Annotated in this window: 16 protein-coding genes and 2 riboswitches; of the genes, 14 read left to right on the top strand and 2 right to left on the bottom strand. The window is 36.4% G+C overall.

Annotation, left to right across the window (positions count from 1 at the left end; all coding sequences use genetic code 11):
• Positions 1-7: 7 nt before the first annotated feature.
• The gene (gene neuB, locus AB1K81_RS13240) at positions 8-1,057 is read right to left on the bottom strand and encodes an N-acetylneuraminate synthase (protein WP_412977128.1); all 1,050 of its coding nucleotides are present in this window, start codon (positions 1,055-1,057) and stop codon (positions 8-10) included.
• A gap of 494 nt (positions 1,058-1,551) precedes the next feature.
• Between neuB and AB1K81_RS13245 the strand changes: the two genes are divergently transcribed.
• Positions 1,552-2,529, top strand: a complete 978-nt coding sequence (locus tag AB1K81_RS13245; protein ID WP_412977129.1) for a GGDEF domain-containing protein — start codon at positions 1,552-1,554, stop codon at positions 2,527-2,529.
• An 18-nt stretch (positions 2,530-2,547) separates the two neighbouring features.
• Here AB1K81_RS13245 and AB1K81_RS13250 read toward each other — a convergent pair whose 3' ends face one another.
• A complete protein-coding gene (locus AB1K81_RS13250) occupies positions 2,548-3,417 on the bottom strand; it encodes an EAL domain-containing protein (RefSeq protein ID WP_412977130.1) in 870 nt (289 codons plus the stop codon).
• A gap of 252 nt (positions 3,418-3,669) precedes the next feature.
• Positions 3,670-3,754, top strand: a riboswitch (cyclic di-GMP riboswitch).
• Positions 3,755-3,830: 76 nt separating this feature from the next.
• Between AB1K81_RS13250 and motA the strand changes: the two genes are divergently transcribed.
• The 13 genes from motA to AB1K81_RS13315 all read left to right on the top strand — a co-directional run bounded on the left by motA (position 3,831) and on the right by AB1K81_RS13315 (position 22,189).
• On the top strand, positions 3,831-4,622 hold the full coding sequence (motA, locus tag AB1K81_RS13255) for a flagellar motor stator protein MotA (RefSeq protein WP_412977131.1): 792 nt from the start codon (positions 3,831-3,833) through the stop codon (positions 4,620-4,622).
• A complete protein-coding gene (gene motB, locus AB1K81_RS13260; RefSeq protein ID WP_412977132.1) occupies positions 4,609-5,376 on the top strand; it encodes a flagellar motor protein MotB in 768 nt (255 codons plus the stop codon). Before motA ends, motB begins: the two co-directional genes overlap by 14 nt.
• 27 nt (positions 5,377-5,403) lie before the next feature.
• Positions 5,404-7,098: a methyl-accepting chemotaxis protein gene (locus AB1K81_RS13265; protein WP_412977133.1), complete on the top strand. Its 1,695-nt coding sequence runs from the start codon at positions 5,404-5,406 to the stop codon at positions 7,096-7,098.
• Between the two features lie 635 nt (positions 7,099-7,733).
• Complete coding sequence (locus AB1K81_RS13270; RefSeq protein WP_412977134.1) at positions 7,734-12,149, top strand: S8 family serine peptidase; 4,416 nt, start codon at positions 7,734-7,736, stop codon at positions 12,147-12,149.
• A 146-nt stretch (positions 12,150-12,295) separates the two neighbouring features.
• A riboswitch (cyclic di-GMP riboswitch) is annotated at positions 12,296-12,380 on the top strand.
• Between the two features lie 116 nt (positions 12,381-12,496).
• Positions 12,497-13,129 carry a helix-turn-helix transcriptional regulator gene (locus AB1K81_RS13275; protein WP_412977135.1) on the top strand — a complete coding sequence of 211 codons (633 nt, stop codon included), beginning with the start codon at positions 12,497-12,499 and terminating at the stop codon, positions 13,127-13,129.
• 193 nt (positions 13,130-13,322) lie between these two features.
• Positions 13,323-14,318, top strand: a complete 996-nt coding sequence (locus AB1K81_RS13280) for a TAXI family TRAP transporter solute-binding subunit (protein ID WP_412977136.1) — start codon at positions 13,323-13,325, stop codon at positions 14,316-14,318.
• Between the two features lie 93 nt (positions 14,319-14,411).
• On the top strand, positions 14,412-16,385 hold the full coding sequence (locus tag AB1K81_RS13285) for a TRAP transporter permease (RefSeq protein ID WP_412977137.1): 1,974 nt from the start codon (positions 14,412-14,414) through the stop codon (positions 16,383-16,385).
• A 313-nt stretch (positions 16,386-16,698) separates the two neighbouring features.
• Positions 16,699-17,898 carry a CynX/NimT family MFS transporter gene (locus AB1K81_RS13290; protein WP_412977138.1) on the top strand — a complete coding sequence of 400 codons (1,200 nt, stop codon included), beginning with the start codon at positions 16,699-16,701 and terminating at the stop codon, positions 17,896-17,898.
• A gap of 17 nt (positions 17,899-17,915) precedes the next feature.
• A complete protein-coding gene (locus AB1K81_RS13295) occupies positions 17,916-18,515 on the top strand; it encodes a pyroglutamyl-peptidase I (protein WP_412977139.1) in 600 nt (199 codons plus the stop codon).
• Between the two features lie 260 nt (positions 18,516-18,775).
• A complete protein-coding gene (locus AB1K81_RS13300; RefSeq protein WP_412977377.1) occupies positions 18,776-19,969 on the top strand; it encodes an MDR family MFS transporter in 1,194 nt (397 codons plus the stop codon).
• 12 nt (positions 19,970-19,981) lie between these two features.
• Positions 19,982-20,713, top strand: coding sequence for a Cof-type HAD-IIB family hydrolase (locus tag AB1K81_RS13305; RefSeq protein ID WP_412977140.1), 732 nt, complete (start codon positions 19,982-19,984; stop codon positions 20,711-20,713).
• Positions 20,714-20,802: 89 nt separating this feature from the next.
• Positions 20,803-20,985: a cold-shock protein gene (locus tag AB1K81_RS13310; protein ID WP_412977141.1), complete on the top strand. Its 183-nt coding sequence runs from the start codon at positions 20,803-20,805 to the stop codon at positions 20,983-20,985.
• A 154-nt stretch (positions 20,986-21,139) separates the two neighbouring features.
• Positions 21,140-22,189 carry a hypothetical protein gene (locus AB1K81_RS13315; RefSeq protein ID WP_412977142.1) on the top strand — a complete coding sequence of 350 codons (1,050 nt, stop codon included), beginning with the start codon at positions 21,140-21,142 and terminating at the stop codon, positions 22,187-22,189.
• Positions 22,190-22,352 lie beyond the last annotated feature (163 nt).

Genomic DNA, 22,352 nt, shown 5'->3' on the forward strand with positions numbered 1-22,352 from the left:
TTACCTTTCAGTTTGATTCAATGTCATTCCAATATAGGTGTTCATCTCTACTAATATCTCTAGTAATTTTTTTACCAATTAAATTATCATAATGTTCAGCTTTGATTTCTCCTATTCCTGGTCTCTTAACCCAAATATTTTCTTCAGTAAGTACGTCACCAGCATGAAGATTTTTTGTGGTTACAACTGTTGCAAATGCGAAATCAATTGTTACCTGTTCTTCCTTTGCGGGCTCTTTTTTTCCGCCGCGCATTTTAAAAATTTCTTTACTCCCAATTATTAGTTGTTTTAATTCAGTAGGATCCATTGAACAAATAATGTCTGGACCAATTCTTGATTTACTATCAGTAAAATGTCTTTCAAGAATAGAAGCCCCAAGAGCGGTTGCAGCTAAACAAGCATTATTATTTACGGTATGATCTGATAACCCTATAACAGCATTTGGAAACTCTTGCTTCAACTGTTCCATTCCACCTAATCTGACTAATTCGGGAGGTGTTGGGTATATATTTGTACAATGAAGTAGTGCGAAAGGTACTTGATGTTTCTCGATAATTGATACTGTCTTTTTAATACTATTAATATCATTCATTCCTGTTGATACAATCATTGGTTTTCCAAAAGAAGCTATATGTTCAATTAAAGGATAATTATTGCATTCACCAGATCCTATTTTATATGCTTTTACCCCCATTTTTTCAAGACGATTAGCTGCAGCCCTTGAGAATGGAGTACTTAAGAATATCATACCTTTCTCTTCAACATACTCTTTTAATTCTATTTCTTCTTCCTCATTTAGAGCGCAACGTTCCATCACTTCGTATATGGAAAGGTCAGTGTTTCCTGGAATTACGTTTTTAGCCGCTTTACTCATTTCATCCTCTACTACATGGGTTTGATGTTTGATGATTTCTGCACCAGCATGATATGCGGCATCTACCATTTCCTTGGCAACATCTAAGCTACCTTCGTGGTTAATACCTATCTCTGCAATTACGATTGGTTCATAATCCAATCCAATCTTTCTTGTATCAATTTGTAAAAATGGGTTATCCATTGATTTATATCCTCCAAATTATTTCTTTACCTTCTTTATCGTCAATTTAGATATATTATAAAATTTTCTTCTCCTTTACTATATTATTACGTAATCCATAGCGACTATCATTGTTCAATAAAAAATATTAAATAACCATTTAAATTTTATGAGAAATCAAATGGTTATACTTCCATTGTAATCAATTAATCTTAGCATTTCACTAGGTAAAAGAAACCTTTCAATAGGTCTCTTTATCTACTTTCAAAACTTCTCCGCTAAAATATTCGCAATTTTTGTGAGGATTTACGTAATTTTTACGTCAAGTTAATATTTTTGATGTAAAATATAGGTAAAAGTACTTATTTTATATACCTATATGGAAAATGTGTCATTTTGAAATTAGTACACTTTTTCCTTATAAACAATCGATACCCTGATAAATAGTTTTAAAAACAGGGTCATTTTTATACAAAAATAATCATGTAAAATAAGAAATTAAGGGGACTTTCTAAATGAAAGTAGTTATCGGAGATATTGCTAGTAATGCTGTATGTGTAAAGCCTTCTACGAAATGTGAGGAGGTTTATTCCATATTTGAAAATAATCCATCATTAGAAGGAATTGTTGTTGAGGTTGATAATAATCCAATAGGAATCGTGATGAGAACGTATTTTTTTCAAAAGCTTTCCACAAAGTACGGGTTCGATTTGTTTATGAATAGGTCAATAGACTTAGTCATGAGTAAAGAATTATTAACTGTTGATCGGTCACTAGCTCTTACGGAGGTCAGTCCACTTGCCATGAATCGTAAGCAGGAAAATCTTTATGACTATGTTATTGTCACATCTAAAGGCAAGTTACATGGAGTTGTAAGTATAAGAGAACTAGTAAACAAATTATCCGAAGTCCAAATCAATATTGCAAAATATTCCAATCCTTTGAGTGGACTTCCTGGTAACCACATTATAGATGAAACCTTAAATGAAGTATTAACATATGAAAAATATACTGTCTTATATATTGATCTAGACTCTTTTAAGGAATTTAACGATACTTATGGCTTCAAAGAGGGTGATGGTGTTATTAAAGAAACTGCAACAATTATCAAAAGCATCATTATGAAAGAAGACGATAACCTTGCATTTGTCGGGCATATTGGTGGGGATGATTTTATTGCAGCTGTACCTTACTTTGAACATGAAGAACTTTGTCATTTAATCATTTCACGATTTGATGAATACATTAAGCGGTTTTATTCAGAAGAGGATATTCAAAGAGGATATGTAAAGGCATATAGTCGGCAAGGGAAATGGGAGAATATCCCTCTACTGAGCATATCTATTGCAGTCATTCAAAATAAGCATTATACCATTGGTACGATTGATGAACTTAGCATGAAAGCTGCAGAGGTAAAAAAATATTGTAAAGAAATTAAGCGAAGCGTATTCCTTGCGTTAGAGGATATAGCAGAAACACATCATTTTGGCTAATCAAAATGATGTGTTTTTTTAGTATAAATCTAAGGTTAGCTGATTAGCTACATTTTTTGTATCTGGTAATATCCCCTTATAAACTTGTGGCATTGGTCTACCTAATGCGTAACCCTGCCCCATTTCAACACCAAGCTGTTGTAAATAACTTAATTCTGATATTTTCTCGATTCCTTCTGCTATTACTTTAGTATTCGATTTGGAAGCAAATTCTATAATAAGCTCCACTAAATTTTGCTTCTCATGATGTTCTTCAATATTTCTAATTAATGATTTATCTATTTTTATAAATTCAGGGTTCAGATATAGAAGTGTTTGTAAACTATTATAGCCCGTTCCCGCATCATCAAGTGCGATTCGTAATCCCTTTTCTCGATAATATTCGATAATTGGTATAAATTGTTCATGATTAATACCGGCATCTCTTTCGGTTAGCTCTAATACAATCTGATTAGGTGTAAGTTGATAGTTGTCTAATAAATTCAAAAGTATATCTCTTTGATAATAAACATCTCCCAATACTTGTGGTTGTATATTTAGAAAAACTAAGATGTCTTTTTGAGCTTTTAGCGATTTAATTTGATTCGTAAATCTACTAAGTGCTAGGTTACAGAGAAAGTGTTCAACCTGAAGCGCACAGCTGCTTTTTCCTACATATTCATAAAACTTATCAGTGGTAGGAAAAAGTGTTGAACTTTCTGGACGATTTAAAATTTCATAAGCAATAGTCGTCCCCTTATCTAAAGTCAAAATTGGCTGAAAGAAAGTCTTAACTTTTTCAGTGTTTAATAACGCCTGTACTTCTTCCCTTTTTTGAAACTCAAGATATAGCGTATTTTTGTTTTCAATTATGTAATCCAGGAATTTTTTCATTTGGTTATTTTTCATATTTCCACCTTTAAGTAGGTATTTAATGTCATCCTATTAATAAGTATAAATAAATAAGTTAGCACTTATATAAATCAAAAGTAAAAAAATTGTAAAAATTTGACGAAATATATTTAGTATACATAATAATTATGTTATGGAGGCTTAAAAAGGTAAGTCTCAATTTTTTTAGAGTCAAAAATTAAATTTTCCTAAACATCTATTCCTACCTGTACGATATAAACGGTAGGTCAAAAGTTACAACTTAATAACTTCTGTCAAAGGCAAACTTACTGAAAGGTAAGGACGCAAAGCTATGGGTCTAAGGTCTAAAGACTAAGATTGCCAGGTTGCCAAGAATAGAATCTATGAAAATTCTATTTGGCTATTCTTATAAAGAATAGTCTTTTTAATTACTAAATGGAGGTCTACAAATGGATAAATCATCATTAATAGGAATTATACTAGGAATTCTTGCCATTGGATTAGGAATGGTATTAAAAGGGGTTGGGTTAGGTGCGTTGATTAACCCTGCGGCTATACTTATTATCCTCGCTGGAACAGTAGCTTCCGTTATGATTGCGTTTCCGATGAGTACGCTTAAAAACATCCCATCTCTTTTAAAAATCCTTTTTACGGAGAAAAAAGAACAAAGTATAGAAGATTTAATAAATCAGTTTTCTGATATGGCAGATATTGCTAGAAAAGAAGGAATACTATCATTAGAAACGAGATTAGATCAAATTGACGATCCCTTCCTATCATCAGGTTTGCAACTAGCTGTAGATGGCCAGACACCTGAATTTATCCGAGATGTCATGATGGAAAAGATTGACGCAATGGAAAAGCGTCATCAGGAGGGTGCGGCAATTTTCTCACAAGCTGGTACATATGCGCCAACACTAGGGGTACTTGGAGCGGTAATCGGATTAATTGCAGCACTTGCTGATATGGAAGACATCACTGCATTAGGTAAAGCAATTTCTGCAGCCTTCGTCGCGACTCTACTCGGTATTTTCACTGGTTATGTGCTATGGCATCCATTTGCGAACAAGTTAAAAGCAAAATCGAAAAGAGAAGTGGAAATTAAGGAAATTATGATAGAAGGGATTGTATCAATTACGATAGGGGAGTCTTCAAAGGTCGTAAGAGATAAGCTAGGTTCTTATCTAACGACAAAGGAATTGCAACAAATCAATCAGGTGAAGAATTATGAAGAAGAATAGAAGGAAGAAGGAAGACCACCATATTGATGAATCTTGGCTACTCCCCTATGCCGATTTATTAACATTATTGGTTGCCTTGTTTATTGTTCTTTTTGCGATGAGTGAAATTGACGTGAAAAAATATGAAGAATTGGCCGCCATTTTCCGGAGTGAATTTTCAAGTGGGGACGATGGATTGATGGAAAATCCTGCTCCTACTCCTGAAATAGAACCCCAAGAGGTAGAAGAAGAGGGAGAGAAGCCGGAAGAGGAATCAGATGAAGGAAAAACGGAACACCAAAATTTACAAGAACTGCAAAGGAAGATTGACAGCTATATACAAGAGAATAATCTAACCGCATCATTAGAAACAAATCTATCAGGTGAAGGATTAATGATTTCCATAAAAAACGACGTCTCCTTCAATCCTGGAAGTGCGGAAGTAAATCCTGAGGGGATGGAGATTGCAACAGAAATTTCTAAGTTATTATATACCGATCCACCACACCAAATAGTCATTAGTGGTCATACAGACAATGTACCGATGAATAACGCAGTATTTGGTTCTAACTGGGAATTGAGTGTAATGCGTGCAGTTAATTTTATGACACTGATTTTAGAGAATGACCAGCTTGATCCAGCTAAATTCAGTGCAAAAGGGTTCGGAGAACATCAGCCAATTGTACCGAATGATAGTGCTGACAATAGGGCGAAAAATAGACGTGTTGAAGTGCTAATTTTGCCTAACTATGATATTACGGAACATGTAGATTAATTAATAAACATCAAGAGGTGGACTGAAATGAAACGATATTTCAATTTTAAGACGATACGAACAAAAATATTATTATTATTCTCAGCAGTATTAGCTATGACTGCTCTGTATGCGGGGTTTTCTATATACTCTATTAATAAAATGAATACACAAACGGAAGAAATATTAGACAAGCAATTAACGTTATTGATATTAGATGAAGATATTGCGTTTGATATGGCTAATCGAGCAGGATTAGTTAGAGCATATATGTTGTATGAGGATCATGAAGCTCGGAAAAAGTTTGAGGATGGGACAGAGTATAGTATTGCGCTTGAGAATCAATTATTGGAATTAAGTGATTCTGACCAAACGAAAGAATTAATAGATAAAAAGTTTCAATGGGGCACATTAACAGATAAAGTATTCCAGGCATATGATCAAGGAGATAAAGAAACTGCTCAAAGAATTATGGAAACAGAAATTGCTCCATTGGAAAATGAAATTATTGCAGGTTTTACTGAAGCATCAACCCATAGAAAAGCGATTATTAATGAGATGGGTCAAGAGGTTATTGAAAATGGCCATCTCATGAGACTTTTAACTATCATATTAAGTATTGCAAGTATAGCGCTAGGTATCCTAATTGCCATTATATCTGCATCGATGATTTCGAAACGAATTAAACGAGTAATGATTCGAATGGAATCTATTGCGGAAGGGGATTTAAGTCAAGAAGCATTACAATCAAATGACCGGGACGAACTGGGACAATTAGTACGCATGACAAATAAGATGAATGATAGTATTCGAGATTTATTACATGATATTAATAGAGTTTCCAATACGGTTGCGAGTCAAAGTGAAGAACTAACTCAATCTGCCAATGAGGTAAAAACTGGTGCAGAGCAAATTGCGACGACCATGGAAGAGTTGGCAACAGGTACAGAATCCCAAGCAAATAGTGCAGGGGACTTATCCTCACTTATGACCTCCTTTACTCGTCAAGTGCAAGAATCAAGTGAGAGTGGAGAGCGTATAGCTTCTAATTCTAAAGATGTGATTAGCTTAACACATAATGGAAGTAATTTAATGAAATCATCTACATCACAAATGCAAAAGGTAGACAAAATTGTTCATGCTGCAGTGATTAAGGTAGAAGGTCTGCATGATCATACGCAAAAGATAACAAGCTTAGTATCTGTCATCAGAGATGTAGCAGAACAAACGAATTTACTAGCACTAAATGCGGCTATCGAAGCAGCAAGAGCTGGTGAGCACGGTAAAGGGTTTGCTGTAGTTGCGGATGAAGTACGAAAATTAGCGGAGCAAGTAGCTTTATCAGTAAATGATATAACGGAAACAGTAACAAGTATTCAAACAGAATCTACTCTTGTAACCGAGTCTCTACAGGATGGTTATAAAGAGGTTCAAGTTGGAACAGAACAAATCATTTCAACAGAAGAAACCTTTAACCAAATAACCGACGCGGTAACTAGCATGGTAGATAATATTACTACTATTACAGAAAACCTATCCAATATTGCAGCTAATAGCCAAGAGATGAGTAGCTCAATTGAGGAGATTGCAGCGATATCGGAGGAATCTGCTGCAGGAGTGGAAGAAACATCAGCATCTGCTGAACAAGTCAGCGGATCCATGGAAGAAGTTGCAGGAAGCTCCGAACAATTAGCAAAACTTGCTGAAGAACTAAACGTATTAATAGCGAAGTTTAAATTGTAATATGATTTATATGAGATAAGTCTCCATCTATGATGGGGGCTTATTTTTTCTAGGAACTATTTTACCAGCAACTAAATTCCTAGAAAATGTCGTATCATGTAACTTGTCTAGTGCGTACGAATTAAATTATTCAGAATTTATTGACTATTGTACTTATTATTTCTATACTCTAAATAAATTACAAATTGTAACACAAAATTAAATAATATTTTATCCTCACGAAAAGAAAACCACCAAATAGAAAAAACTTCCCAATAAAGAATTTTTACATATCGAATCCCGCTTGGTATTAGCAAAAAATAGAGTAGTAGACTTTATCCGCTAGGGAAATATGCAGGGATTCCTTGAAAAAGTAATAACACTTTTGATGTTTGCGATGTTTGACTGTTGTAAGACTTCTTTGTCCTAAGAAGTGCAAGGTAGACATGGTAATGTTTTTTGAGCAGATGTCACCCTGTATTGCAACCAAAGGCGTATATGCACAAATCTGTATAGTTAGGATTTATCATTTATCTATTATAGTTTCACTGAACTATAGATAGAGGCAACAGACATAGTTGTCAATAGAATCTATGAAAGGGAGGCGAATTTTAAAGAATTAAAAATACTAGTTACTAGGAAAGAGGGAGTACGTAATGAAAAGTAAGAGAAAAAGACAAGTCCGACTATTTAGCCTAGTTGCAACTCTATTAATGATCTTTTCATTAATAACACCAGGATTAGCAGGTGCTGCAACTAAAGGGGATATTGTTACAAGCTACAAGGAGTCTAGTAAATCCGTGTCGAATTCAACAGGTTCTAAATTAAGTAAAAGTTTACAAAGTCAATTTGAAAAAAGTGACTTTGTAACCTTCTTAGTCAAATTTAAAGATAAGGCAGACCCAATGGGTGCTGCTAAAAAAGCGTTAACTAATGCAAAAAATCTATCAGCTTATAATAAGGAATTTATACAGCGCTCAGCTGTTATTTCTGAATTAAAAGCAACAGCCACAAAATCTCAGCAAAATGTTATACAATTTCTTGAGCAGGAAGAGCAAAAAGGAAATGTAAAGGATGTAAAATCATTCTATATTGTGAATGGACTATCCGTTACAGCTTCTAAAGAAATTGCCGAAAAAATTGCTTCCTTTGAAGAGGTTGAAAAGGTTTTGCCGAACGAGCAGCGTCAATTGATGGAAGGTGCTGAACAGTCAGGTACTCTTAAAAAAGCTATTGCTGAAAAAGGTAAAACAGAAGTTAAATTAGATAAAGGTGTTTTGGTTGATGTACCAGAGAAAGTAACGGAAGCCGCAAAGAAGGAACTAAATAAAGAAACTCAAAATACTCCTCAAAATGTGGAGTGGAATGTAGACAGAGTAAATGCTCCAGATACTTGGGCGCTTGGGTATGATGGTTCTGGAGTAACCGTTGCGATTATTGATACTGGCGTGGATTGGACACATCCGGCATTAATGAATAAATATCGCGGGTATAATCCAGAAACTGGTGAAGTAGATCATACATACAGTTTCTATGATCCTGTAAATGGACAAACTGAGCCATATGATCAAGAAGGTCATGGTTCCCATGTAACTGGAACAATTGTTGGAAGTGAGCCCGACGGTTCTAACCAAATTGGGGTTGCTCCAGGGGCAGATTGGATTGCCGTTCAAGCATTTGAAGGTCAAAACGCTTACGATGATGATTTAATCGCAGCCGGAGAGTGGATTATGGCTCCAGGTGGAGATTCTTCTAAAGCACCAGATGTAGTAAACAATTCTTGGGGTGGTGGCCCTGGTATTGATGAATGGTATCGGGATATGGTCATTGCTTGGAGAGCAGCTGAGATATTCCCAGTGTTTGCTGCGGGTAATACGACACTAACAAATCCAGGTGGACCAGGATCCGTATCATCTCCGGGTAACTATCCAGAGTCATTTGCAGTTGGTGCAACAGATAGTAATGACAATCGTGCAAGCTTTTCGCTAGAAGGACCTTCTCCATATGAGGAAATCAAGCCAGATATTGCAGCACCAGGAGCTGGAATTCGTTCTGCAGCAGTAGGTGGTGGTTATATTGGTAATAGTGGAACATCGATGGCGGCCCCAGCTGTTACAGGTGTTGTTGCATTACTAAAACAAGCGGGTAGTAACCTATCTGTTGATGAAATGGAACAAGTGCTAATGGATACCGCTGATTCTGAGGCAGGAACTGATAGCCAATATCCGGAGTCACCGAATAATGGCTATGGTCATGGTATCATTGATGCCCTGGCAGCAGTTACTTCAGTTGCTGATGGAATTGGAACTGTAGAAGGTGTCGTATCAATGGATGGTGAAGATACAGAAGCACCTGTATTTACTCACACACCACCGAATGGCATTCTAGAAGGAAGAGATGTAACATTAACTATCTCAGTTAGTGATAATGTTAGCGTTACGTCAGTAGAAGTAAGCTATGCTGGTAATACATTAGAAGCAAGCCGTGTATCTGGTGATTTTAAATCTGGTGATTATTCCGTTACGATTCCAAGTTCAGATATTACAGGTGATACGTTTAGTTATCAATGGATTATCAATGACTTTGGTGGAAATGAAGTAACAAGTGATACGTATGAATTAGGATTAACTGAGCCAATCTATTTCCATAATTTTGAGACAGAACCTACTGACTGGACTTTCCTAGGTGTTGGTACTGGAGCTAATAGCTGGGAGTGGGGAGTGCCTAGCTCTGGTCCAAGTAGTGCTCCATCAGGTGAAAATCTTGTTGGAACAAACTTGGCGGGGAACTATAACAATAATGAAGAGTCTTATTTCGATTCGCCGGCAATATCTGTACCTGAGGGAGAAGCGTATTTGCAATTTGACCATTGGTATGATATTGAAGAAGGTTGGGATTATGGATATCTACTAATTTCAACGGATGCACAAAATTGGTCCATTTTGGATGAACTTACTGGTAGTTCGAATGGTTGGGAAACAGCAACCTATGATATTTCCGAATACAGTGGAGGCGAAGTATACATCTCTTACACATTACTTACTGACGGTAGTGTATTATATCCAGGTTGGTATGTTGATAATGTGACAGTTGCCGATGTTGCATTAGGAGAAGTTACTTCTACAAGTGAAAATAAGACAGACGCACAAGTTGTTAGACCATCTAATATCCCGCTAGATGCAACAGTAAGTATTTTAGAAACGGGAGCATCTACCGCAACAAATCCTGCTGATGGAAGCTATTCCCTACTTCATACTGCAGGAACATTCACAGCAGTAGCAGAGTCCTATGGTTTTGCTTCAGCGGAACAATCCGTTGAAGTTGAAGATGGAGAAGTTACAGCAGCGAATTTTGTACTTGAAGAGTTAGAACGCGCAACAATTAGCGGTACAATTACAAATGAATATTCAGGGGATCCAGTTGCAGATGCAACCGTATTGTTAGTAGAAGATGCTAACGTTGCACCAGTTCAAACCGATGCAGATGGTCATTTTGAATTAACTGCATATCATGGAGACTACACACTGAAGGTTGTTGCGGCAAATTATGAAGGTACAGAGGTTGAGGTTTCATTAGATAGCAATACAACCTTAGATATTGAACTTGAGCCAGCGTTTACGATACCAGCTGGTCAAATCGCATATGATGATGGTACAGCAGAAAATGCTCTTTCCTTAAATGCTGGAGGAGATGGATTAGCGGTGAAAATGTCATTACCTGAAGGTATGGACAGTGCAATTGTAACAGAAGGTGTCTTCCAGTTCTGGGGTACTGATTTCCCATCGCCTGGTGGAACAGCCTTTACGGTTGAAGTATGGTCTGCAGGTGAAGATGGTTTGCCAGATGAGATGATTGCAGGACCAGTTGAAGGGACTGCTATCCGTGATGTAAATCAACAAACTGTTGTAGATTTAAGTGCTCACAACATTGAGGTAACTGGTGACTTCTTTATGGTTTATGTTCAAACTGAAGGGGGTAGTGCAGGACCAGGTATTGCAGTAGATGAGAATAGTCAAAATGCACAAAGAACATATCTCTTCTCTGCAAGGGAGTTTGAATTATTCCCTGATTATGGAAATGCAATGATTAGAGCGAATATTGCAAGTCCGGTAGAAGGTGCTGTACTTGATCCAGCACTTGATGGTTCCTTTACTAATCAATCCGTGCTTACAATAGAAGGTTCTTCAACTCCAGGAGCTACGATAGAATTATTTAATAATGGGGAATCTGCTGGTATACAGGATGTTAATGATGAAGGTGCATTTGCACTTGATGTAGAACTAGTTGAAGGTGCGAATGAGTTAGTTGCCCATACGTTAATTAATGGAGAACTAGCGAAGATTTCTGAACCTATTACGGTTACACTGGATTCACATGCTCCTGAGCTTACCGTAATAAGTCCAGTTGATGGAGATACGACAAATCGTGAAACAGTTACAGTTGAAGGAATGGTTTCGGATGAGTATATTGATTTTGTTACTGTAAATGGTCAACAAGCTGATGTATCAGAAGATGGTACGTTCTCTAAACGAATTCTTCTAGATGAGGGAGAAAATACCATTGAGGTTGTAGCACAAGACCTTGCTGGGAACGTATCGTCTGAGCTAATTACACTTGATGCCGATTATACTGCTCCTGAAATTACGAACCTAACACCAAGCGAGGATGTCCATCTTCAAGTTGGTGAGAGTGTAAGAATTGAATTTGATGCCGAACCTGGCTTAAGAGCAACGTTTTCCATTTTGTTGCCATTAACGAACCTAAACGGGGTAGTTTCCTATAATCCAATTGAACTTCCGATGATGGAAACAACACCTGGTCATTATGTTGGTTATTGGACTGTACCGAGCAACGTACTGGCGGAAGGTGCAGTTATCGAAGTAAAAGTAAGTGACCGCTTCGGTAACGAAACTCGCATGCAAGCAGATGGTAGACTATTTATTACTGATTCTTCTAATGTTGAAGATACTAAAGGTAATAACGGTAAGGGAAAAGGCAGTGGAAATGGTAATACAGGTAAAGGTCAAGAGAAAGAAAAAGTAAAGAATGGTAATTCAGCAGGAAGTAATTAAATAACATTGAAAGGTACTAACATCCATGTTAGTGCCTTTCTTTTTTTAATATATCATTCTTCCATAAATTACACACATAGGTCTAGTATTTTTTAGTTGCTATTTATACTAGATATAGGTTACGATAATCAAGGAAGTTAATTTTCAACTGAAAAAGGCAAACTATCTGAAAGGATAGGACGCAAAGCTAAGGGTCTAAGGTCGAAAGGCTATGATCGCCTGGTTGCCAAAATGGATTGAATGATATTTTGGCTATTCTATTCGAATAGTCTTTTTTAATGGAGTAATTCATATTTGGCAATTTCTACCATTTTTTAAACGTTAATAATTTGATGGGAGAAGTGGCTATGTGTAACATAACAATAATTAAAGAAAAAGATTTAGTACGGGATATAATAGTAGAAAAACTAGAAGAAAATCTACCAGAACATAGTTGGACTGCACTAGATTCAAATCAATTTCAAAAAAAAGAAAATTTTATTCAAAGTGACCTGGTCATTATTGATCTGAATACCAATATTAATATTCAAGCAGCAATTGATAACTTTATAGAGCAAAATATCCGAGTAGCAATTTGGGCATCTGATTTAGATGATAATTTGTTACGAGAGCTTTTCCGTTATGGATTGCATGGATATTTTTATAATGGTATGGAGTTAAGTGAACTTATTTTTGCTACGAAATCGATGTTAAATGATCAGCAGTATATACATCCGAAACTATCAACGGTATTACTAGATGATTATGTTAAATTGACTAGAAACAAGCCGATTAGACCAGCTGGAATTTTAACAGAGCAAGAATGGAAGGTTTTAGAAGAGCTTGGTAAAGGTTTAAACAATTGCAGTATTGCTAAGGAACTATATATCTCAACTAGAACGGTAAACAATCACGTTAGTTCTATTTTAAAAAAACTGCATGTTTCAGACCGTACAAATGCAGTGATTAAAGCGATTAAAAATAATTGGATAACATTATAAAACTAAATGGGTCAGACCTTCTTTTTGGAGGTCCTGACCCTTTTTGGATGAGGGACAAATCTCTCATCCTATTTTTTTTTGCATAAATATGGGAGGTAGCGCGTACTATTTAAAAGAATAGTCTGAAAAATAATATTCACAATGAAAATTGTTACCTAGATTTATTTAACTTAGTTTAAAGGGGGGGAAAGGTTTGCGGAATTTTCGGTTTGCAAGTATGTTGATTATTTTCTTCAGTATGCTTATGGTGTTAGTTGCCTGTGGAGGTGGGGGTAAAAATATTGCGATTGGTCCACCAGCAAGTGAAACGAATACGGTTTCAAAATTAATATTAGAAGCATATGGACTTGAGGAAGGAGATTATACCGCATTCCAGGAAAGTTTTGGGGATGCTGCTAATGGGGTACAGGATGGAAACATAGACATCTCCATTGGGATTTTGGGGCTTCCAGCTGGTAGTATTGAGAGTTTACAAGCTTCTGCTGGTGATGTACGAATGCTTGAATTATCCGATGAAGCAATAGCTTACATTGAAGAGAACAGTGGCTATAAGCGCCACACGATTCCACAAGATATGTATGATTTTCTAGATAGTGATGTAGAGACAGTTACAGCATATGCAATTTTAATGGCGAATACGAATACGATTAGTGAGGAACTAGGATATCAATTAGCAAAAATAATGGTAGAAAACTCAAGTGAAATTACCCATGCCCAAGGTGTCCAAATGACATTAGAAAACGCATTAAAAGGAGAGGAAGGGTTACCAATTCATCCCGGTGCAGCACGTTATTATAAAGAACAAGGATTAGAGTTTGATAATCCTATTGCTGAGCTAAATATTACAGAAGAAAAAGCTGATCTCATATTAGGTACTGGTAGTTCGGGTGGTACATACTATCCACTTGGTGGCGAAATGGCGACTGTTTGGAATAATAATATTGATGGAATTAACGTAACGAATACGGAAACAGGTGCATCTTTACAAAACTTAGCCGACATACGAGATGGGAACCAGGACATTGGGATGACCGTTCACGTTCCGGCACTTGATGCTGTTAACGGAACAGGCGAATTTGAAGGAGCTAAAGTGGAAAACGTTGCCTTTATCGGTCATATTTATCCAGAAGTTGTGCAAATCGTCACTCGAGAAACAACAGGAATTGAAAGCTTAGATGATTTGAAATAGCCGTTGAAATAGTTAATGAAACATCAGTAAAGGGATCATGGATTCGCCATTTGATCCCTTTCTTCCTATTTTACAGTGAAAGGAAGTGAAATTATGATAGATAAACAGCAAATGACGCAAGAAGAAATCACTGCTCAAAAGATTCTAGAAAAATATGATAAGGAAAGCAATTACCGATTTAATATAGGCAAGTGGGCTTGGGTTGTGACATTCTTAGGTGTCGCGCTAACAATATTTCATCTCTATACAGCATATTTTAGTGTTCTCCCTTCCCAACAACAAGGCGCAATTCATTTAGGGACAGCGTTAGGTTTAATCTTTTTACTTTTCCCAGCTAAGAGGGGACTACAAAAAAAGCAAAAAACTGTTCCATGGTATGATATAATGTTAGCTTTTACTTCCATGTATGTTGCGTATCATAAGATTATTTTTTTTGATGATATATTACGAAGTCGAGTAGCTGGTTATAGTACATTAGATATTATTATTTCCATTGTCGCTATTTTACTATTATTAGAGGCCACTCGTCGTACTGTTGGAGTACCAATTGTCATAGTTGCAAGCATCATGATTTTATATGGAATCTTCGGTAATGTGATTCCAACGCAAATTTTGTCACACCCAGGGTTTGCTGTTGACCGTATCTCTACGAATTTATGGTTTACCGAAAGTGGTGTGTTCGGTACACCAATTCAGATTTCTGCAAAGTTTATTTTCCTCTTTCTATTCTTCGGTGTTATTTTAGTTCATACGAAAATTGGTCAGTTTTTTAATGACTTAGCTTTTGCATTAACAGGTAGGTTTACCGGTGGTACTGCAAAAGCTGCGGTTGCTGCAAGTTCTTTACAAGGAATGGTATCAGGAAGCTCGGTTGGAAATACTGTTGCCTCTGGATCGTTCACTATCCCGATGATGAAAAAGGCAGGTTTCAAGCCAGAATTTGCTGCAGCGACAGAAGCATCTGCATCGACTGGTGGACAAATCATGCCACCTTTAATGGGGGCAGCAGCTTTCATTATGATGGAGTATTTAGGTGTTGATTATGGGGTTATAATGCTTGCTGCAATTATACCAGCAATGCTTTATTTTGCTGGCATATTTATCGGGACACATTTTGAGGCGAAGCGGTTAAGAATACTGGGTTTACCAAGAGCAGATTTACCTAGTTTTCGTAAGCTTATGAAAAAAAATTGGTACATGCTTTTGCCACTTGTGTTGATAGTAGGAACTATTTTAACAGGTTTTTCCCCACAGCGTGCTGCACTAATCGGTATTATCTCGGCATTCATTGTAAGTTTAGTTAGAAAAGAAACTCGTCTGAATTTACACGGAACAATTAATGTACTGGAGCAAGGTGCACGGATAGCACTTCCTGTAATAGCTGCCTGTGCTACTGCAGGAATTATTGCTGGAGTTGTGAGTATTACGGGGTTAGGATCCAAGTTTGCAGCGGGAATTATCGCTTTATCTGGGGGGATACTTCCATTCGCTCTAATATTCACCATGATTGCGTGTATCATTTTAGGAATGGGCCTCCCTACTACTGCCAATTACGTTGTAACAGCGACAATCGCAGCTCCTGTTTTAATTAATGAATTTGGCGTCGCTCCAATAGCTGCTCATATGTTTGTATTTTATTTTGGTATTGTTGCGGACATTACACCGCCAGTATGTTTAGCCGCCTATGCAGGGGCTGGAATTGCTAGAGCAAATCCATTTAAAACTGGGGTGAATGCTGTAAAACTAGCAATCGCAGCTTTCATTATTCCATATATATTTGTTTTCAATCCGATATTAGTATTAGTCGATGTAACTGCTGTGAAATTAATTATTGGAATTTTAACAGCATTGATTGGAATGGCTGGGGTAAGTAGCGCCGTAATCGGGTACTTCATTTGTCATTCAAGAGTATGGGAAAGGGTAATACTCTTAGTGGGTGGATTAATGATGATTATTCCTGAAGTAATAACAAGTATTATAGGATTTGCATTGCTTGTTGTAGTATGGTTTATTCAAAGGCAAAGAGAGGAAGAGTCCGGTCAAGTAGGTGGCCAGATAACGGAATAAGAGTATGTTCTTAGGACACTACTTATTTGTGTAGTGTCTTTTTGATGAGCTTCATTCGACAATATTCTATTATTTCCGAGGAAATATTTGAAGTTAGTTGGGGGAGTTGCTGTAGTGTTGTGGGAAGAGGCATCATGATCGTGAAATGGTGTGTATCAACCGTTACTTAAAAAAATCAACTGAAATTAAGTAAACATCAACCAAATGCCCTTCGCCTTCAACTGACAACCCGCACCAATTAATCCAACTTTTTTCCTTCCTACACTCCCTTATGCTATAGTAATATCAGAATATATTGGAAGGGGCAAAAGGTTTGGAATTTAATCAACATGACTTAAAGAATAATCAGTTATATAAATTCTTGTTACTTACTGGGATAATATTAGTTGCCTTTAACCTTCGTCCGGCGATTACGTCTGTTGGACCGCTTATGAGTACGATTCGTGATGATGTTGGCTTATCAAATTGGAGTGTAGGGTTGTTAACTAGTCTACCGTTAATTGCTTTTGCAATTATGTCGCCTATTGCTGCTAGGCTAGGTAATCGATTTACGAATGAAAGAGTTATATTATGTGGACTTATTTTTCTGTTAATCGGAATAGCAGTCCGGTCCGTATCCATAATACTTTTGATCTTTATCGGGACATTACTAGTTGGTATCGGGATTTCGGTTATTAATGTTCTGTTGCCAGGGGTTGTTAAGGATAAATATCCATTAAAGGTTGGTTTAATGACAAGTGTGTATTCCACTGCTATGGGGATTTTTGCTGCTACTGCGTCTGGTGTAAGTGTTCCAATAGCAGATGGGCTAGGCCTAGGCTGGAAAATAGCTCTTCTAGTATGGGCAATACCAGCTGTAGTCGGTATTATTGTTTGGATTTATTTAGCTAATAATAGTAGGAATGCTAGAGGTAAAACCCCATTTATAACTGATACGGATACAAATATTTGGAAGTCGCCTTTAGCGTGGCAAATTGCTGCCTACATGGGATTACAGTCCTTTTTGTTTTATGTAACGATATCTTGGTTACCTGAAATATTGCATTCCAATGGAATGAGTATGGAGACAGCTGGTTGGATGTTATCGTTAACACAATTTATTGGTCTTCCTGCCAGTTTTATTGTTCCAGTACTCGCTGGGAAATTTGCCTCACAACGTTTAATTGTTGCAACTATGGGGCTAATGTCCATTGTAGGTTATGGCGGGTTGTTACTTGGTTCGACTCATCTTACTTTAATCATTAGCATTACATTAATTGGTCTTGCCTTAAGTGGTACATTCGCATTGGCATTAGCCTTCTTAGGAATGAGGGCAAAAGATGCAAAACAAGCAGCTTCTTTATCCGGAATGGCTCAGGCTTTAGGCTATGTTCTTGCAGCAGTAGGTCCAATCTTTATTGGATATTTATTCGACTTAACACATGCATGGACAGTGCCGATAGTTACTTTAATCATTGTAGCTGTATTAGTCACTTTCTTTGGATTTGGTGCAGGTAGGGATAAATATGTATAAAAAGGAGAGGTGTTAACATGAAGAAACTATTACTTACAGGATTCGAACCATTTTTAGAATTTCCTATTAACCCAACAACTGATATCGCCATCACTTTAAATGGGGAAGTGATTGGTAAGTATGAAGTAATTGGGGAAGTATTATCCGTAGACTTTCACAAATCAGGAAAACAGTTACTAGGTTTAATTGAAAAGCATGACCCGGATGCGGTGGTATCCTTAGGACTGGCTGGTGGAAGAAATTGTATTACTCCAGAAAGAGTTGCTATTAATTGTAATGATGGTCCAGTTGATAATAATGGACACAAACCAAATGGAGAGAAGATTTTTGAAGATGGACCTGATGCGTATTTTTCTAAGCTTCCTATTTATGAAATCGTATCAAGGTTAGAGGAAGCAGGTTATCCTGCAAAAATTTCAAATACTGCGGGAGCTTACCTTTGCAATAATGTCATGTACCATAGTTTACATTATTTAAATGAAAAAGAACTAGATCGTCCATCCGGATTCATCCACATTCCAGCATCCCATGCTTTAGCAGTAAAGAAAAACATGCCCAGCTGGTCACAACAAGACTTAACAGAAGCAGTGAGATTAGCATTGGGTTGTATCGAGTAAATAGTTAATGAAATAATTTATTTAAAGGGTAAATATATAGAAGAATTTACTCTGAGTGGAGAGAATACACGGAGTCTCACGGGTCACCTGATGGAAAGGGTATTGTATTCTCTCCACGTTCATGTTCCAAAGAAGAAACGCTTATTCTTCAGGTGCATAAAAATTTATAAAAATACTACATTAACTCCATTGCTTTCCCCAACTAAATATATTAAAATTACGTAGTTGATGAGAAAATTAGATTGAGAGTTGATGAGATTATGCCAAGATATATTTGGCTTTTAGTTATAGCAACAACCATTAGTGTAACTGGTGGTTCTTTTTTATGGCCGCTTAACACCATATACATGCATAACGAATTAGGGAAAAGCTTAGCATTTGCTGGCTTTATTTTAATGTTCAACCAAGGAGCTAACATCGTTGGTAATTTAGTTGGAGGGATTCTGTTTGATAAATTTAGTGCCTACAAAACTATTCTTTTAGGAACGTTTCTTTCCACCGGTTCATCAATCTTGTTAACATTTAATCATGAGAGTATTTTCGCATATTCTATTTGTCTACTATTGATTGGACTTGGTTCTGGGATAACTTGGCCGGTCATGTTTGCTATGGCAGGTTCGGTATGGCCAGAAGGTGGAAGACGTGCATTTAATGCTATTTATGTAGCTCAAAATCTTGGAGTTGCACTTGGGGCGACTATTGGTGGTTTTGTAGCAAGTATTTCGTTTGATTATATCTTTATGGCAAATGCAGCCTTATTTTTTGTTTTTACTTTGATGGTCGTCTTTGCGTTTAAAGGAATGGACGAAGAACGAAATCGTCAAATGCACACAAGTGTCATTGAACAAAGTGGAAAAATTAAAGATAAATCGAAATTTACTGCGCTTATCATCTTAAGTATAGGTTTCTTTGTTGCTTGGTTTGCTTATAGCCAGTGGCAGTCTACGATTGCATCGTATACACAAGACATTGGTGTTCCATTAGAACAGTATAGTTCATTATGGGCAATTAATGGATTTTTGATCGTATTAGGTCAACCAGTATTAAAGTTATTCACGGATAGAATTACTTCACCTAGAACACATATTTATGTTGGGTCGGTAATCTTTTTAGGTTCATATCTCATTGCAATGTTTGCAGAACAATTTACGATGTTTGCAGTAGGTATGGTAATATTAACTATAGCAGAAATGTTAATTTGGCCAGCTATTCCAACATTAGCTAATGCACTTGCACCACAAGGCCGTGCTGGTTTTTACCAAGGATTTGTGAATAGTATTGCGGCTGCAGGTAGAATGCTCGGACCTTTCATAGGTGGTTTAGTTGTTGATTTCTTTAATATTCAAGTACTATTCTTTGGTTTAATTGTTTTATTATTTATTCCATTCTTTACGACAAAACTTTATGACCGAGGGATAGTAGATTCCGAGCAAGTAATGGAAAAAGAAGCATAAAGGAGTTTTTAGATGTCTGAGATTAAGTTGATTGCACTAGATATGGATGGTACGTTACTAAATTTAGACCACGAAGTTGATAGTCGTACGAAGGAAGCAATACAAAAAGCACTCGCTAAAGGTGTGCATGTTGTATTAAGTACGGGAAGATCGATTGGGACCTGTTATCCGTATGCAGAAGAACTAGGACTGACATCATATTTAGTCACTTGTAATGGTGGACAAATTTGGACTGTGAAGAAAGAGTTACTGGAAGAACATCTTTTAGAAACAGAGATTGTAGAAAAAATCTGGAATCTAGGGGAAGGCCTTGGTCTCCATATGTGGATGACTTCAACAGAAGGATTTTTCATAGGTGAACGACCTGAAAATCTATATGATTACCAATGGTTGAAGTTTGGTGTGGATTCAGATGATAAAGATAAATTAGATCATGTAGTAAAAGAATTATCCTATTTTGCTGATTTAGAGATTACGAATTCGCTACCAACTAATATTGAAATCAATCCAAAAGGTGTTAGCAAGGCAAAAGCTCTGAAACGTGTATGTAAAGAAATTGGTATCACGATGGATGAAGTGATGGCATGTGGTGATAGCTTAAATGATATTAAAATGATTCAAGAAGCAGGTATCGGGGTTGCGATGGGGAATGCACAAGAAGCAATAAAGAAAGTGGCTAATCACGTTACGGATACTCATATAAATTACGGTGTCGCCAAAGCAATCGAGAAGTTTGTCTTATAATGTTGTCGGATAACTAAATCCAAGGTCCCTTTCATTGTGATATAAAAAGAGGTATAATAGATATACAACGCCTGAAAGGGGATGCTGCAATGTCTTTCTCAAGAGGACCAAAAGAGCCAGTCCCGGAAGTTGAAACAAATGTATGGGCATGTTCAAGTGATGATTGTAATGGCTGGATGAGAGAATCATTTAGCTTCGACAAAGAACCAGAGTGCCCACTATGCCAATCCGTCATGACAACAGAAGTAAGAGTATTACCAGAAGTGAAATAGAAATAAATAACGATAAATAACTAGAAAAGCACTCCCAATTTTTGGGGGTGTTTTCTTAGTTTATTGTTAAATTGCTGAATTGATTAAAATAATCACCAAGATAATCGCCTATACATAAATTAATCTATAGAAATTAGTTAAAGGATGTGTCTTTTTGCCAAACAAAATAGGTTATTATGTTAGTGGAAATACAGCAGAAGGCTTTGTAAATTATTTATCATCTAATACATTGGATTTTCATCACCACATCATTCTGAAACACCCTTCCCACACTGTGAAAACAATGATTATTAAGGAAGTCATAAAGGAATATGAAACCGAGGATAATCTTGAAATACTGTACAGCTCATTAGGTGAGGAATTTTTGGAAGGCGTTATTATCCGAGACAAAAAGATAGCTCTAATTGATGAGCGAATAGGTAGTGCTGATTTAAATGGAGCATTTGAAATGGATCTATCTCTTTTTACTGTTGACGACGTTACTACATCGGATTTCTCAATAGAACGTACACAGATTAAATCCTTAACGGAGGATGCCTATACTAATTTTGAAACTGGGTTAAGAATTCATGATCAATTAGAGGATATCTATATTAAGGAGATGGACTTTATAAAGGCAAATAAAATTGCGGAAGAATTTATAGACACGATTTTAAAGTACGGATCGCCTCAAGGAAATAACGCCCAAATATATCACCGGTTATTCGGTACTAACACGAAAGATGGCGTTGTAAATGTCGTTCCGGATATTTTAAGTCAAGTATCTCAAAAATATTTCATTAAAGGTCGTGCTGGAACAGGAAAATCTACGTTTATGAAAAAAATTATGACAGCTTGTAGGGAACATGGTTTTGATGTTGAACTATACCATTGTAGCTTTGATCCGAATAGTATTGATATGGTTTTAGTTAGAGATTTAGATTTCTGTATCTTTGATAGTACAGACCCACATGAATTTTTCCCTAATGGTCCGGGGGAAGAAGTGATTGATATGTATGATAAGGCAGTAACTCCAGGTACTGATGAAAAATATAGTGAGGAAATTAATGAATTAACTAATAGTTATAAATCATACATGAAGAAGGGAGTTATCTGCTTGAAAGAAGCAGGTGATTTATTAAAGAATGTCGAACAAAATTTTGTAATAAACGATCGAGATATTGAAAAGGTTAAATCGTTTATTTTTCGTAAAATTATCGAATAATTAAAAGTCCTGTGAGTATAATGTAAATACTCGCAGGACTTTTCGCACAAATAAAGGACCTTTGTACCAATATTTGTAATTACCCAAAATACTCTTGTTTTTTCTTGTAATATCATGTAAAATTAATTAACTGAAAATTAAGATTAATAATAAATGGGGAGGT

The sequence above is a fragment of the Ornithinibacillus jepli genome, assembly GCF_047228935.1.
Classification (GTDB): Bacteria; Bacillota; Bacilli; order Bacillales; family Amphibacillaceae; genus Ornithinibacillus.

Bases quoted from the DNA above. Each gene is read 5' to 3' on its own strand.
- neuB (WP_412977128.1), bottom strand. From the start codon at position 1,057: ATGGATAACCCATTTTTACAAATTGATACAAGAAAGATTGGATTGGAT.
- AB1K81_RS13245 (WP_412977129.1), top strand. From the start codon at position 1,552: ATGAAAGTAGTTATCGGAGATATTGCTAGTAATGCTGTATGTGTAAAG.
- AB1K81_RS13250 (WP_412977130.1), bottom strand. From the start codon at position 3,417: ATGAAAAATAACCAAATGAAAAAATTCCTGGATTACATAATTGAAAAC.
- motA (WP_412977131.1), top strand. From the start codon at position 3,831: ATGGATAAATCATCATTAATAGGAATTATACTAGGAATTCTTGCCATT.
- motB (WP_412977132.1), top strand. From the start codon at position 4,609: ATGAAGAAGAATAGAAGGAAGAAGGAAGACCACCATATTGATGAATCT.
- AB1K81_RS13265 (WP_412977133.1), top strand. From the start codon at position 5,404: ATGAAACGATATTTCAATTTTAAGACGATACGAACAAAAATATTATTA.
- AB1K81_RS13270 (WP_412977134.1), top strand. From the start codon at position 7,734: ATGAAAAGTAAGAGAAAAAGACAAGTCCGACTATTTAGCCTAGTTGCA.
- AB1K81_RS13275 (WP_412977135.1), top strand. From the start codon at position 12,497: ATGTGTAACATAACAATAATTAAAGAAAAAGATTTAGTACGGGATATA.
- AB1K81_RS13285 (WP_412977137.1), top strand. From the start codon at position 14,412: ATGATAGATAAACAGCAAATGACGCAAGAAGAAATCACTGCTCAAAAG.
- AB1K81_RS13295 (WP_412977139.1), top strand. From the start codon at position 17,916: ATGAAGAAACTATTACTTACAGGATTCGAACCATTTTTAGAATTTCCT.
- AB1K81_RS13300 (WP_412977377.1), top strand. From the start codon at position 18,776: ATGCCAAGATATATTTGGCTTTTAGTTATAGCAACAACCATTAGTGTA.
- AB1K81_RS13305 (WP_412977140.1), top strand. From the start codon at position 19,982: ATGTCTGAGATTAAGTTGATTGCACTAGATATGGATGGTACGTTACTA.
- AB1K81_RS13310 (WP_412977141.1), top strand. From the start codon at position 20,803: ATGTCTTTCTCAAGAGGACCAAAAGAGCCAGTCCCGGAAGTTGAAACA.